The organism is Pseudomonas sp. B21-047 (assembly GCF_024748775.1).
In the GTDB taxonomy this organism is placed as follows: Bacteria; Pseudomonadota; Gammaproteobacteria; order Pseudomonadales; family Pseudomonadaceae; genus Aquipseudomonas; species Aquipseudomonas capeferrum.
Genome location: NZ_CP087169.1, coordinates 5,508,039 through 5,521,768 on the forward strand (window position 1 = coordinate 5,508,039; position 13,730 = coordinate 5,521,768).

Annotated in this window: 11 protein-coding genes; 3 read left to right on the forward strand and 8 right to left on the reverse strand. The window is 60.9% G+C overall.

Annotation, left to right across the window (positions count from 1 at the left end; translation table 11 throughout):
* Window positions 1-58 precede the first annotated feature (58 nt).
* On the forward strand, window positions 59-1,423 hold the full coding sequence (locus LOY26_RS24910) for a formimidoylglutamate deiminase (protein WP_186663485.1): 1,365 nt from the start codon (window positions 59-61) through the stop codon (window positions 1,421-1,423).
* A gap of 167 nt (window positions 1,424-1,590) precedes the next feature.
* Here the strand turns inward: LOY26_RS24910 and LOY26_RS24915 are convergent, their stop codons facing one another.
* The 5 genes from LOY26_RS24915 to LOY26_RS24935 form a co-directional block, all read right to left on the reverse strand.
* Window positions 1,591-2,163 carry a lipocalin family protein gene (locus LOY26_RS24915; RefSeq protein ID WP_033701956.1) on the reverse strand — a complete coding sequence of 191 codons (573 nt, stop codon included), beginning with the start codon at window positions 2,161-2,163 and terminating at the stop codon, window positions 1,591-1,593.
* On the reverse strand, window positions 2,160-2,414 hold the full coding sequence (gene bamE / locus LOY26_RS24920) for an outer membrane protein assembly factor BamE (RefSeq protein WP_008094623.1): 255 nt from the start codon (window positions 2,412-2,414) through the stop codon (window positions 2,160-2,162). The genes LOY26_RS24915 and bamE overlap by 4 nt, the downstream gene beginning before the upstream one ends.
* Before the next feature lie 199 nt (window positions 2,415-2,613).
* Window positions 2,614-3,210 (reverse strand): DUF924 family protein, encoded by a 597-nt coding sequence (locus LOY26_RS24925; protein ID WP_186652894.1) that lies wholly within the window; start codon window positions 3,208-3,210, stop codon window positions 2,614-2,616.
* 3 nt (window positions 3,211-3,213) lie between these two features.
* Complete coding sequence (locus tag LOY26_RS24930) at window positions 3,214-4,224, reverse strand: class 1 fructose-bisphosphatase (protein ID WP_033701958.1); 1,011 nt, start codon at window positions 4,222-4,224, stop codon at window positions 3,214-3,216.
* A 168-nt stretch (window positions 4,225-4,392) separates the two neighbouring features.
* Entirely contained in the window at window positions 4,393-6,843 is a 2,451-nt protein-coding gene (locus LOY26_RS24935) for a glycogen/starch/alpha-glucan phosphorylase (RefSeq protein WP_258714211.1), read from the reverse strand.
* Between the two features lie 185 nt (window positions 6,844-7,028).
* On the opposite strand from LOY26_RS24935, the gene LOY26_RS24940 reads away from it, so the two are divergent.
* Entirely contained in the window at window positions 7,029-7,433 is a 405-nt protein-coding gene (locus LOY26_RS24940) for a YkgJ family cysteine cluster protein (RefSeq protein ID WP_016712459.1), read from the forward strand.
* A 172-nt stretch (window positions 7,434-7,605) separates the two neighbouring features.
* Here the strand turns inward: LOY26_RS24940 and LOY26_RS24945 are convergent, their stop codons facing one another.
* From LOY26_RS24945 to thiI, 3 genes are all read right to left on the reverse strand, one after another.
* On the reverse strand, window positions 7,606-8,229 hold the full coding sequence (locus tag LOY26_RS24945) for a hypothetical protein (RefSeq protein WP_258714212.1): 624 nt from the start codon (window positions 8,227-8,229) through the stop codon (window positions 7,606-7,608).
* Between the two features lie 137 nt (window positions 8,230-8,366).
* Window positions 8,367-10,190 (reverse strand): translational GTPase TypA, encoded by a 1,824-nt coding sequence (gene typA / locus LOY26_RS24950; protein WP_033701960.1) that lies wholly within the window; start codon window positions 10,188-10,190, stop codon window positions 8,367-8,369.
* Between the two features lie 128 nt (window positions 10,191-10,318).
* Window positions 10,319-11,773, reverse strand: coding sequence for a tRNA uracil 4-sulfurtransferase ThiI (thiI, locus tag LOY26_RS24955; protein ID WP_033701961.1), 1,455 nt, complete (start codon window positions 11,771-11,773; stop codon window positions 10,319-10,321).
* A gap of 472 nt (window positions 11,774-12,245) precedes the next feature.
* Here thiI and glnA point away from each other — a divergent pair, with 472 nt between their 5' ends.
* Window positions 12,246-13,652, forward strand: coding sequence for a type I glutamate--ammonia ligase (glnA, locus tag LOY26_RS24960; protein ID WP_033701962.1), 1,407 nt, complete (start codon window positions 12,246-12,248; stop codon window positions 13,650-13,652).
* Window positions 13,653-13,730: the final 78 nt, after the last annotated feature.

Sequence of the window (13,730 nt, forward strand, 5' to 3'; positions counted from 1 at the left end):
CCCGGCAGGCAAACGCCTGTATATGTATATACAAGCTAACAATAACAGGATTTCACCGATGTCCGCCTACTTCGCCGAACGCGCCCTGCTGCCCAATGGCTGGGCCAGCAATGTCCGAATCGAGGTCGCCAGCGATGGCAACATGACGCGCATCGAGCCCGGCGCTTCGGCCGACGGTGCCGAACGGCTGGCCGGGCCGCTGCTGCCCGGCATGCCCAACCTGCACTCGCATGCCTTCCAACGGGCGATGGCAGGGTTGGCGGAAGTGGCGGGCAACCCCAACGACAGCTTCTGGACCTGGCGCGACCTGATGTATCGCCTGGTTGGCCAGATCACCCCAGAGCAGTTGCAGGTCATCGCCCGCCAGCTGTACATCGAGATGCTCAAGGCCGGCTACACCTCGGTGGCCGAATTCCACTATGTGCACCACGACTCGGCAGGCAAGGCCTACGCCGACCCCGCCGAGCTGTCCCGGCGCATCAGCGCCGCGGCAGCCAGCAGCGGCATCGGCCTGACCTTGCTGCCCGTGCTGTACAGCCACGCAGGCTTCGGCGGCCAGGCGCCCACCGAAGGGCAACGGCGTTTCATCAACTCTACCGAGCAGTACCTGCGCCTGCAGGAACAACTCGCGCCACTGCTGGGCGCGCAACCGGCACAGCAACTGGGCCTGTGCTTCCACTCGCTGCGCGCAGTCACCCCAGGGCAGATCGCCAGCGTGCTGGAAGCCGGCAACCCAAATAGCCCGGTGCATATCCACATTGCCGAACAACAGAAGGAAGTCGACGATTGCCTGGCCTGGAGTGGCCTGCGCCCGTTGCAGTGGCTGTACGAGCATGTCGAGGTGGACGCGCGCTGGTGCCTGGTTCACGCCACCCACGCCGAAGCCGATGAAGTCGCCGCCATGGCCCGCAGCGGCGCGGTGGCAGGGCTGTGCCTGACCACCGAGGCCAACCTGGGCGACGGTATCTTCCCGGCGGTTGACTACCTGGCGCAAGGTGGGCGCATGGGCATTGGCTCGGACAGCCATGTGTCGCTCAGCGTGGTGGAAGAACTGCGCTGGCTTGAGTATGGCCAGCGCTTACGCGATCAGCGGCGCAACCGGCTGTACCGCGGTGACCAGCCGATGGTCGGGCGCACGCTGTATGACGCAGCCTTGAGCGGCGGTGCCCAGGCGCTTGGCCAGGCGATCGGTGAACTGGCGGTGGGCAAGCGGGCCGACTGGCTGGTGCTCGATGGTCAAGACCCGTACATCGCCACGGCAGATGGCGATGCCATTCTCAATCGCTGGTTGTTCGCAGGCGGCGACCGCCAGGTGCGCGATGTGATGGTCAACGGCCAGTGGGTCGTGCGCCAGGGGCGGCATGCCCAGGAAGAGGAAAGCGCACAGGCGTTTGTCGAGGTCTTGCGCCAACTGCTGGGTTGACCGTGTGTGTGTGTGTGTGTAGGAGCGGCCTTGCGTCGCGAAAAGGGGCGCGCAGCGGCCCCAGGCTTTAGCGTCGCCGCTGGTATCGATGGGGCCGCTGCGCGCCCCTTTTCGCGACGCAAGGCCGCTCCTACACACACCACCACCACATGCAAGCGCGTGCGGGGTCAATGGCTTTTGACGATCTGCTGGTCAGCCGTGCGCCAGATCAGCCGGCTGGTGTCATAACCCTGCTGCCGCGCCTTGGACAGCAAACTCTCGCGCTGCCAGGCCGGCAGGCTTGGCGTGCGCGACAAGATCCACAGGTACTTGCGGTCCGGGCTGCCGACGATCGCCGTGTGGTAACGCTCGTCCACGTAGAGAATCCAGTACTCACCCCTGGCCACGCCCGGTACCAGGCGGGTGAACCAGTTGTCGAACTCGACCCACAGCTTGTCGGTATGCCCAGGCTCCTGGATGTTGGCATGCCCTTCTGCGCGCAACCATTCATCACCCAGGGTACGGCAGCGGTTGAGCACGCCGTAGGAGCCGTCTGATTTGAGGTTGTAGTGGGCCTCGGACTGCTCGCAGCCTTGCTGATAGCGCATTGGCAAGCGCGCCAGCTCATACCATTTGCCCTGGTAACGCTTGAGGTCGACGTTGCCGGCGGTCTTCGGTGCCAGCGGGTCATGCGCAGAGCTGGCGCAACCGCCCAGCAGCATCACCAGGCATAACCCCAGCAGCAGGTGCAGACGCCTCATTTAAGGCCCTGCCCTGAGTACATCAGTACCTTGTCAGCCGCGTACTGCACGCTGATGAAGCTCTTCTCGTCCCCCCAGGTACAGCTGCTCATGCCCAGCGCGCCGGAGCACTCGGCAGGCGTGCCGAGCAATTGCTCGACCTCGGCCTTGTTCATGCCGGCCTTGAGCTTGGAATAGTTTTCCTGGTTGATCTTGCTGCACGCGGTCAGAACGACGCACAAGGACAACAGGGCGAGGGAACGCAACGACATGAGGACACTCCTGGACAGGGGATACAGGCGAGTGGCCTGCAGTGACCTTCGACGAGAAAATCCCTCCCTGGTTCCCTGCCCTCCCCCCTTTCCACCTACACCATTGGTCGGGTAGCCAATGGCGGCATAAAAAAACCGCCGCTGCGGGTGCAGTGGCGGTTTTTTGCTACGTCAGGGCTGCGTGGCAGGCCGATGAATCTCAGAACCTGGACCCAGGCTCCAGCAAAAAGTCCATCTCTTCACTGGTACTCGGCCGTTCCAGCATCAGGTTGCGGTGCGGGAAGCGCCCGAACCGAGCAATCACCCGCTGGTGCTGCTCGGCATAGTCGAGGAACCCCTCGAACAAGCGCCGATGAGCCTCGGGCTGCTCGTCCAGCAGTACCTGGTAACGCTCGACGCACAGGTTCTGCCAGTCCAGCACCTCGGCATGCTCCAGCACCAGCAGCACGAACACCCGCTGGATCGGCAGCAGCTGGTAATCCCAGCCTTTCTGCAGGCCCTGCATGGCCACCACCTGGGCACGCCGGTCGCCCTCGAAGGCGCGCGACGTGTCGCGGTGGATCATGCGCGGCAGCTGGTCCAGCAGGATCAGCAGGCCGAGCCAGCCTTGCGGGCTTTGCTGCCACTCGTCGAGCCCACCCGCCAGGGCATGCTCGACCAGGTCGCCAAACAGCGCCTGAGCTTCGGCATCGTGATGCTTGCCGAACCACAGCGTGCTCTTCTCGTCAGCCACGGCCTGGGGGCTGGTGCCCCAACCGAACCACCACTCCAACAACGGCTGCCAAGGTGCGAGCATGACTTACTCCTTGTGATACGCGGTGACGCGCTCGACCTCTTCCTTCGAGCCCAGAATGACCGACACGCGCTCGTGCAGGCTTTGTGGCTGAATGTCGAGGATACGATCGTAACCATTGGTGGATGCGCCGCCAGCCTGTTCGATGATGAACGACATCGGGTTGGCCTCGTACATCAGGCGCAGCTTGCCCGGCTTGCTCGGGTCGCGAGCGTCGCGCGGGTACATGAACAGACCGCCACGGGTCAGGATGCGGTGCACGTCGGCTACCATCGAGGCGATCCAGCGCATGTTGTAGTTCTTTTTCAGCGGGCCAGTCTCACCGGCCAGCAGCTCATCGACGTAGCGCTGCACCGGGGCTTCCCAGTGACGCTGGTTGGACATGTTGATGGCGAACTCGGCGGTGGTTGCCGGTACCTGGATGTTCTCGTGGGTCAGCACGAAGCTGCCCAGCTCACGGTCCAGGGTGAAGCCCTTGACGCCATTGCCCAGGGTCAGGATCAGCATGGTCTGCGGGCCGTAGATGGCATAACCGGCGGCGACCTGCTCGGTGCCTGGCTGCAGGAACGCGTTTTCGTTGAGGGTTTCGTTCTGGCTCAGGTACTCGTTGGGGCAACGCAGTACCGAGAAGATGGTGCCGACCGAGACGTTGACGTCGATGTTCGACGAACCGTCCAGTGGGTCGAAGACCAGCAGGTAGGCGCCTTTAGGGTACTTGCCCGGGATCTGGTAGGCGTTGTCCATTTCTTCGGAAGCCATGCCGGCCAGGTGGCCGCCCCACTCGTTGGCCTCCAGCAGGATATCGTTGGAGATCACGTCGAGCTTCTTCTGCACTTCACCTTGAACGTTCTCGGTGCCCATGCTGCCCAGTACGCCGCCCAGGGCGCCTTTGGACACGTGGTGGCTGATCTCTTTGCACGCGCGCGCCACCACTTCGATCAGGAAGCGCAGATCGGCAGGGGTATTGTTGCTGCGGGTCTGCTCAATCAGATAGCGACTCAGGGTAACGCGGGACATGTATGGCTCCGAAATGGAAAGGGGGAGAAAAACCCCCGCAGTTTACAGGGAGAGTGCGATGCTAGCGAGCAATGAGACTCGCCTGGGCTGTCTGACGGCACAATAGGTCGGTAGTTCAGCCGTGGCCAGGCCGGCTGTCGAGTGGGGCCGCTATGCGGCCCTGGTAAGTCAGTCCAGTGCTTTCCAGATGTCGGTGGCATACTCGCGAATGGTTCGGTCCGACGAGAACCACCCCATCCGCGCCGTGTTCAGCACCGCCATGCGCCACCATTCCTGCGGCGTGTGCCACAGCTCATCGACCCGCCGCTGGGCATCCCAGTAGGCGTCGAAATCGGCGCACACCAGGAAACGGTCATAGGCCACCAACCCGTCGATCAGCCCGGTATAACGCGAAGGGTCATCGGGCGAGAACACCCCGCTGCGAATGGCCTGGAGCACATCGTTCAAGCGATTGGACGCCGCAATCGCCGCACTGGCGCCAAAGTCTCCGGCGCGCCGGCGCGCCTCGACCTGCTGCGCCGTGAGGCCGAAGATGAACATGTTGTCGGCCCCCACCTGCTCGCACATCTCGACGTTGGCGCCGTCCAGGGTGCCGATGGTCAGCGCGCCATTGAGGCCGAACTTCATGTTGCTGGTGCCTGACGCCTCGTAACCTGCCGTGGAGATCTGCTCGGACAAGTCTGCCGCCGGGATGATGCTTTCGGCCAGGCTGACGTTGTAGTTGGGCAGGAATACCACTTTCAGCAGGCCACGCACGGTGGGGTCGTTGTTGACCACACGGGCGATGTCGTTGGCCAGCTTGATGATCAGCTTGGCCTGGTGGTAGCTGGCCGCAGCCTTGCCGGCGAAGATCTTCACCCGTGGTACCCAATTGGTACCGGGGTCGTTGCGAATGGCCTGATACAGCGCCACGGTGTGCAGCAGGTTGAGCAACTGGCGCTTGTACTCGTGGATGCGCTTGACCTGCACATCGAACATCGCCTCGGGGTTCACCGTAACGCCGATACGGTCCTGGATGATGCTGGCCAGGGCGCGCTTGCTGTGCAGGCGCTGGGCGGCGAACTGCTTGCGGAAGCTGCTTTTGTCAGCAAAGGGCACGAGGTTGGCCAGCAGCCCTTCAGGGTCATCCTTGAGCTCGGGCCCAAGCGCCTCGACCAGCATCTCGGTCAGTGGCGGGTTGGACTGGAACAGCCAGCGCCTGAAGGTGATGCCGTTGGTCTTGTTGTTGATCCGCTGCGGGTACAGCTTGTGCAGCTCGGCGAACACCGTGCTCTTCATCAGCTGGCTGTGCAGTGCCGACACACCGTTGACACTGTGCGAGCCGAGAAACGCCAGGTTGCCCATGCGCACCCGGCGGCCGTTGTCTTCTTCGATCAGCGACACGGCCCGCAACACGTCGAAGTCGTGCAGCCCTTTCGCGCGCAGGGCGTCGATATGGTAGGCGTTGATCAGGTAGATGATCTGCATGTGCCGCGGCAGCATGCGCTCCATCAGCGCCACCGGCCAGGTTTCCAGTGCCTCCGGCAGCAAGGTGTGGTTGGTGTAGGCCAGCGTGCCGACGGTCAGCTCCCAGGCGTTATCCCAAGGCACTTCGTGCTGGTCGACCAGCAGCCGCATCAACTCGGCCACGGCGATCGAGGGGTGGGTGTCGTTGAGCTGAATGGCGGCGGCATCGGGCAGGTTGAGCAGGCTGTCATGCATGTTCAGGTGGCGGCGCAGCAAGTCCTGCAGCGAAGCCGAAACGAAGAAGTACTCCTGGCGCAGGCGCAGCTCCTGCCCGGCTTCGGTACTGTCGGCCGGGTACAGCACGCGCGAAATGCTCTCGGCGCGCGCCACTTCGGCGACCGCACCCAGGTGGTCACCGGCGTTGAAGCGCTCCAGGTGCAGCTCCTCGAGCGCCCGCGCCCGCCACAGGCGCAAGGTATTGACGCTGGCGCCACGCCAGCCGACCACCGGCGTGTCATAGGCCACCGCCCGCACCGTCTCGCCGGGCGACCACACCTGCCGTTGCTGGCCTTGGGGGTCCTGCACGGTCTCGACGCTGCCGCCGAAACTGATCGGGTAGATCACCTCGGCGCGCTCGAACTCCCAGGGGTTGCCGAAGTCCAGCCAGTTCTCGGTCTGCTCCTGCTGCCAACCATCGACCACCGCCTGGCGAAACAGGCCGTGCTCGTAACGGATACCGTAGCCATGGGCGGCAATGCCCAGGGTCGACATGCTTTCCATGAAGCAAGCCGCCAGGCGCCCCAGGCCACCATTGCCCAGTGCGGCATCCGGCTCCAGCAGGCGGATGCGCTCCAGGTCGACGTCCAGGCCGTCGAGGGCTTCGCGGGCGATGTCGAGCAAACCCAGGTTGCTCAGGCTGTCATACAGCAGCCGCCCGATGAGAAATTCCAGAGAAAGGTAATAGACCCGTTTCTGACTGCGCCTGTAGGCCTGACGGGTATGGTCCATCCAGTGATCGACCATGTGATCACGCGCCGCCAGGGCAATGGCTTCGAACCAGTCATGGTCGAAGGCATGCTCGGGGTCCTTGCCGACCGCGTAGGTCAGCTTATCCAGCACAGCGGCGCGAAAATCGGCCACCTCGGCGTCACGTGCTTTGGGTTCCTGGGACATGCGGCATCCTCGGGCAAGTAGACGAATACGGAGGGAGATTGATGAGACTAGACCCTTCGACAGGGACTGACAGTACCTGTTCGCAGTTTTCATGCCTGATGAAGGAATCAGGCAAAAGGTTGTTCACAAATTGAACAACTCCGGTATGATCTCGCGCCCCAAGACCGTGATTCACCCCCATAACGATGAAAACGACCCTGATTGCCGCGGCCGAAGTCGACCGCCTGGAAACCTGGCAACGCTATGCCAGCCACATGTGCGGTGGCTGCCACTCGACCTGCTGCACGCTGCCCGTGGAAGTGAAGATCAAGGATCTGATCCGCATCGGCGTGGTCGACGAGTTCGAAAAAGACGAACCACCGAAAAACGTGGCCAAACGCCTGCAGAAGGAAGGCATCATCGAGCGCTTCAACCAGAAGTCGGGCATCTTCACCCTGACCCGGATGAGCAACGATGACTGCATGTATCTGGACCGCAAGAGCCGGCTGTGCACCATTTATGACAAGCGGCCAGATACCTGCCGCAACCACCCCAAGGTCGGGCCACGGCCTGGGTACTGTGCTTACAAACCGAAGGTGGTCGGCCGTTGACGATCCCAGAGAGACTGAATAGAATTTGAGCCGTCTCGATGTACACGGAGCTTCCTTTGGAAGTGTCTAGACGCCGCCACCTGGTTCCGGCCGTGCCGGTTGATGAGAGAAATCTCTAAGGGCATCCGCGATACGACCCCCTTTATTGGGGGTTTCGTATTTCTACAGGCAGCTATCGCCTTACTGGTCGTCGAATCGGCTCACCTCTCAGCTTCTTCACCATCAATAGCCAACCTTTTATTTTTTCATGTCGCTTGAGCCGCATTGGACGACTGGAAGGGTGGCCAGGGTCGCGTATGTAGGCGCTTTCAACGTGTACCCTGAGGCTTCGAGCCGACTCGCGGCGTAGATTGAAATACACCTCGTAATGGCTACCTTCCGGATACCCAAGCTGGTACCCCTCCAATGTCAGCCAATTGCTATGCCCCGTGAACAGGCATTGCCGGTCAGCCAGCGAAGCCATGATGCTCGGCAGTTGGATGGATAGCGTGTACCGCCTAGGGCAGAACGCACGGCAGACACCCCTGTGATCAATCAACAGGTGATCGTGCCCCATCTCGTCAAAATCCAGCTCAACACCCTGCTTCGGACCATAGCTGACACAGTGGCTTGAGTACTCAATAGCAAGCGTTACTGCTTGAACGCCCTGAACGGCAAGCCCTGGAATGACAATTTGATGTGAACTGGAGCGCAGGTGTAACAGGCTCCAGGTGACCCCACCCACATCAAACCGGCCGCGTGCCAAGTGCTCTTTCCATCCCTTGCCCTTCATCATTTGCCCCATGAAATAATTCAAAAGGCAGCGTACTGGGGGGTGTGCTATTGCCAAAAACTCCTTAGTAAGCAATTACTTCCAGTGAAACATGGTGAAAAAGACAAAAAAAACGCCCCCGGCCTTTCGACCGGGGGCGTTTTCATTCAGCCAGAGCTAACTCAGCTATTTTTGGCTTTCTTGGCAGCGCGGGTACGCTCGCTTTCATCCAGGATCTTCTTGCGAAGACGGATGGACTTCGGCGTTACTTCGCACAGCTCGTCTTCCTGGATGTATTCCAGAGCCTGTTCCAGGGTGAAGCGAACAGGTGGAACCAGAGCGATGACTTCGTCTTTACCCGAAGCACGCATGTTGTCGAGCTTCTTGCCCTTGGTAGGGTTGACGCCCAGGTCGTTGTCGCGGCTGTTCTGGCCGACGATCTGACCGTTGTAGATCTCTTGACCGTGCTCGACGAACAGCTTGCCACGCGCCTGCAGGGTTTCCAGCGAGTAGGTCAGCGCCTTGCCGGTTTCGACCGAAACCAGTACGCCGTTCTGACGGCCGGACATGTGGCCGGACTTCACGGTGTCGTAGCGATCAAAGATCGAAGTCAGGATGCCTGCGCCGTTGGTCAGGGTCAGGAACTGGTTACGGAAACCGATCAGACCACGCGCCGGGATGTTGTATTCAAGGCGTACACGGCCTTTGCCATCCGGGACCATGTTGGTCAGGTCGCCTTTACGCAGACCCATTTCTTCCATGACCTTGCCCTGCGATTCTTCAGGGATGTCGATGGTGACGTTCTCGAACGGCTCTTGCTTGACGCCGTCTACTTCGCGAATGATGACTTCCGGGCGGCCCAGGGCCAGTTCGAAGCCTTCGCGACGCATGGTTTCGATCAGTACCGAGAGGTGCAGCTCGCCACGGCCCGAGACCTTGAACTTGTCTGGGGAGTCGGTTTCTTCAACGCGCAGGGCAACGTTGTACAGCAGCTCTTTGTCCAGACGGTCCTTGATGTTACGGCTGGTGACGAACTTGCCTTCCTTGCCGCAGAACGGCGAGTCGTTGACCTGGAAGGTCATCGAAACGGTAGGCTCGTCAACGGTCAGCGGCTTCATCGCCTCAACGGCAGTCGGGTCGCACAGGGTGTCGGAGATGAACAGCTCGTCGAAACCGCTGATGCAGACGATGTCGCCAGCTTGGGCTTCTTCGACGTCGACGCGGTGCAGACCGTGGTGGCCCATCAGCTTGAGGATACGGCCGTTACGCTTCTTGCCGTCGGCGTCGATGGCGACAACCGGGGTGTTAGGCTTGACGCGACCACGGGCGATACGGCCAACACCGATCACACCCAGGAAGCTGTTGTAGTCCAGTGCGGAGATCTGCATCTGGAACGGGCCGTCACGGTCAACAGCTGGCGCTGGAACGTGGTCGACGACAGCCTGGTACAGGGCAGTCATGTCTTCGCCCATTTCGGCGTGGTCCAGACCGGCAATGCCGTTCAGGGCCGAGGCGTAGACCACTTTGAAGTCCAGCTGCTCGTCGGTAGCGCCGAGGTTGTCGAACAGGTCGAAGATCTGGTCCAGAACCCAGTCAGGACGCGCGCCCGGACGGTCGACCTTGTTGATCACGACGATCGGCTTCAGGCCGGCTTCGAAGGCCTTCTTGGTCACGAAGCGGGTTTGCGGCATAGGGCCGTCCTGGGCGTCGACCAGCAGCAGCACGGAGTCGACCATCGACATTACACGCTCAACCTCGCCACCGAAGTCGGCGTGGCCGGGGGTGTCGACGATGTTGATGTGGTAGCCGTTCCAGTTGATGGCGGTGTTTTTCGCCAGAATGGTAATACCGCGCTCTTTTTCCTGGTCGTTGGAGTCCATGACGCGCTCGTCGTTGAGCTCGTTACGCTCCAGAGTGCCGGACTGACGCAGGAGTTTGTCGACCAACGTGGTTTTACCATGGTCAACGTGGGCGATGATGGCGATGTTACGCAGATTTTCGATCACAAGTGTATCTCGATCAGAGGATTCGGTTGCCGCCTAGTCTAGGCGACCAATATGTAAGGTATAAGGCTCAGCAGGGCCGGCGGTCGGGAGGGCGATGGCGGATGCTGCCGCCATACAGCCCTGGCGTCTTATGCCGGACGATAAACACGCACATTGGCATGTCCCTCACTGAGCAGGTGGTGTGCGTGCAGACGGCTCATCACACCCTTGTCGCAATACAGCAGGTACTGGCGAGTTTCATCCAGCTGCTTGAAGCGACTATTGATTGCATAAAACGGCATCACCTGGACTTCGACGCCCTCGATCACCAAGGGTTCGTCTTCCTGAGCATCGGGGTGACGGATGTCGATGACGATCTGGCCAGGCAGCGCTTCGCGAACTTCTTCTACCTCGATGTCTTTGCCCAGCTCGTCGATCACGTGGTCGATCGAGATGAACTTGGCGCGTTCGAGGGCGCGCTCCAGCACGGCCATGTCGAATTGCTTTTCTTCATGCTCCATGCGGTGGCGCTTGGCGTGGGTGGTCGGGTTTACCGAGATCACGCCGCAGTATTCAGGCATGTGCTTGGCGAAATCGGCGGTGCCGATTTCGGTGGCCTGGTCGATGATGTCCTGCTTGTGGCTGGCCAGCAGCGGGCGCAGTACCAGCTTGTCGGTCGCCGAGTCGATGATCGACAGGTTCGGCAAGGTCTGGCTGGAGACCTGGGAAATCGCCTCGCCGGTGACCAGCGCTTCGATCTGCAGGCGGTCGGCCATATGGGCAGCGCCGCGCAACATCATGCGCTTGAGGGTCACACCCATGTAGCTGTTGTCGACCTTGTTGAGAATCTCGCCGACCACTTCTTCAAACGGCACGCTGATGAACAGCACGCGCTGGCTGCTGCCGTACTTCTTCCACAGGTAGTGGGCCACTTCCATCACGCCCAGCTCGTGGGCACGGCCGCCGAGGTTGAAGAAGCAGAAGTGGGTCATCAGGCCACGGCGCATCATCTGGTAGGCCGCCACGGTGGAATCGAAGCCACCCGACATCAGTACCAGGGTTTGCTCCAGGGCGCCCAGCGGGTAGCCGCCGATGCCTTGGTGCTGGTTGTGGATCACGTACAGGCGCTGGTTGCGGATTTCGATGCGCACCAGGACTTCCGGGTTCTTCAGCTCGATGCCGGCGGCGCCGCACTGCTGGCGCAGCTGGCTGCCGACGTAGCGGTCGACGTCCATCGAAGTGAAGTCATGGTGGCCGCCGCGCTTGCAGCGCACGGCAAAGTGCTTGCCCGCGAGCAGATGACCGAAGTGCTGCTTGCACTTCTCGACGATGTCGTCGAAGTCGCCGAGCGGGTATTCCTCTACCTGCAGGAAGTGGGTGATACCCGGGGTGCAGGTGAGGCGCTCGATCATCTCGCGCTGGACCTTTTCGTCCTCGACGCGGGTGACCACTTCGAGATTATCCCAGACACCATCGACCGCGAGCTCAGGATCGAGATCCTTGAGCACGTTGCGGATGTTCTTGCCGAGCTGACGGATGAAGCGCTTGCGCACCGGCCGGCTCTTGATGGTGATTTCTGGGAAGACTTTGACGATAAGTTTCATTGGTTAACAGCGCGCGCAGGGCCTGCCGAAAATGAGGGGCGCGAATTATAGCGGAAATTGCTCAGGATTTGACCAACTTTTGTACAGAAGGTTTGCCGATGTGGCCAGAGTCAGTATTTGCGCCGCCTGCCCCGGGCCTTTCGCGGGTACACCTACCCCCGCAGGGGTGGATTTGGCCTGTGGCAGCGGCTTTACCCGTCAACAGGCCCTCAAACAAAGCACCACCCTCCAGCAGCGCACCAATATAGTGCAGCAAGGTGTTTTCTTGCCTCTAATAGGTGCGTTTTTCAGTCATCAACCCTAAGTTAATGCCCGCAAACGCCCCCTTTTATCTCGCCCTCGCCATTTTCGGGCACTGGCATGCAATTTGCTCCCTTGTGAGGCAGGTAAGCTTGGCCGACTATCCGCGCCCGGCAACACCCCTTTTTCCAGGGCAGCGGCCCACCGCGCTCTAGACCATCCGGAGGACAACATGTCGAAGTCGGTTCAACTCATCAAAGATCATGACGTCAAGTGGATTGATCTGCGTTTCACGGACACCAAAGGCATTCAGCACCACGTGACCATGCCAGCGCGTGACGCTCTGGACGAAGACTTCTTCGAAGTCGGCAAGATGTTCGACGGTTCCTCCATCGCTGGCTGGAAAGGCATCGAAGCTTCCGACATGATCCTGATGCCGGTCGACGACACCGCCGTGCTGGACCCATTCACCGAAGAGCCGACCCTGATCATCACCTGCGACATCGTCGACCCGTCGAGCATGCAGGGCTACGATCGCGACCCGCGCGGCATCGCCAAGCGCGCCGAAGAGTACCTCAAGAGCACCGGCATCGGTGACACCGTGTTCGCAGGCCCGGAGCCTGAGTTCTTCATCTTCGACGAAGTGAAGTTCCACTCGGACATCTCCGGCTCGATGTTCAAGATCTTCTCCGAGCAAGGCTCGTGGATGACTGGCGCTGACGTGGAAGGCGGCAACAAAGGCCACCGTCCAGGCGTGAAAGGCGGCTACTTCCCAGTCCCGCCGTTCGACCACGACCACGAAATCCGTACTGCCATGTGCAACGCACTGGAAGAAATGGGCCAGACCGTTGAAGTTCACCACCACGAAGTGGCGACTGCCGGCCAGAACGAAATCGGCGTCAAGTTCAACACCCTGGTGAAGAAAGCTGACGAAGTACAGGCCCTGAAATACGTCGTGCACAACGTTGCCGACGCTTACGGCCGTACCGCCACCTTCATGCCTAAGCCGCTGTACGGCGACAACGGCTCGGGCATGCACGTACACATGTCGATCTGGAAAGACGGCAAGAACACCTTCTCGGGTGAAGGCTATGCCGGCCTGTCCGACACCGCCCTGTACTTCATCGGCGGTATCATCAAGCACGGTAAGGCCCTGAACGGCTTCACCAACCCGTCGACCAACTCCTACAAGCGTCTGGTCCCAGGTTTCGAAGCCCCGGTCATGCTGGCCTACTCGGCGCGCAACCGTTCCGCCTCGATCCGCATTCCTTATGTCGGCAGCCCGAAGGCCCGTCGTATCGAAGCGCGCTTCCCGGACCCATCGGCCAACCCGTACCTGGCCTTCGCGGCCCTGCTGATGGCTGGCCTGGACGGCATCCAGAACAAGATCCACCCAGGCGATGCTGCCGACAAGAACCTGTACGACCTGCCGCCTGAAGAGGCCAAGGACATCCCGCAGGTTTGTGGCAGCCTGAAAGAAGCCCTGGAAGAGCTGGACAAAGGCCGTGCGTTCCTGACCAAGGGCGGCGTGTTCTCCGACGACTTCATCGATGCCTTCATCGAGCTGAAGAGCGAAGAAGAGATCAAGGTCCGTACCTTCGTACACCCGCTGGAATATGAGCTGTACTACAGCTGCTGATCTGATTGGCGCCTGGCGCCGATGACATCACCAAGACGGCCTCCTTCGGGAGGCCGTTTTTGTTTATCGCTGGCCAAA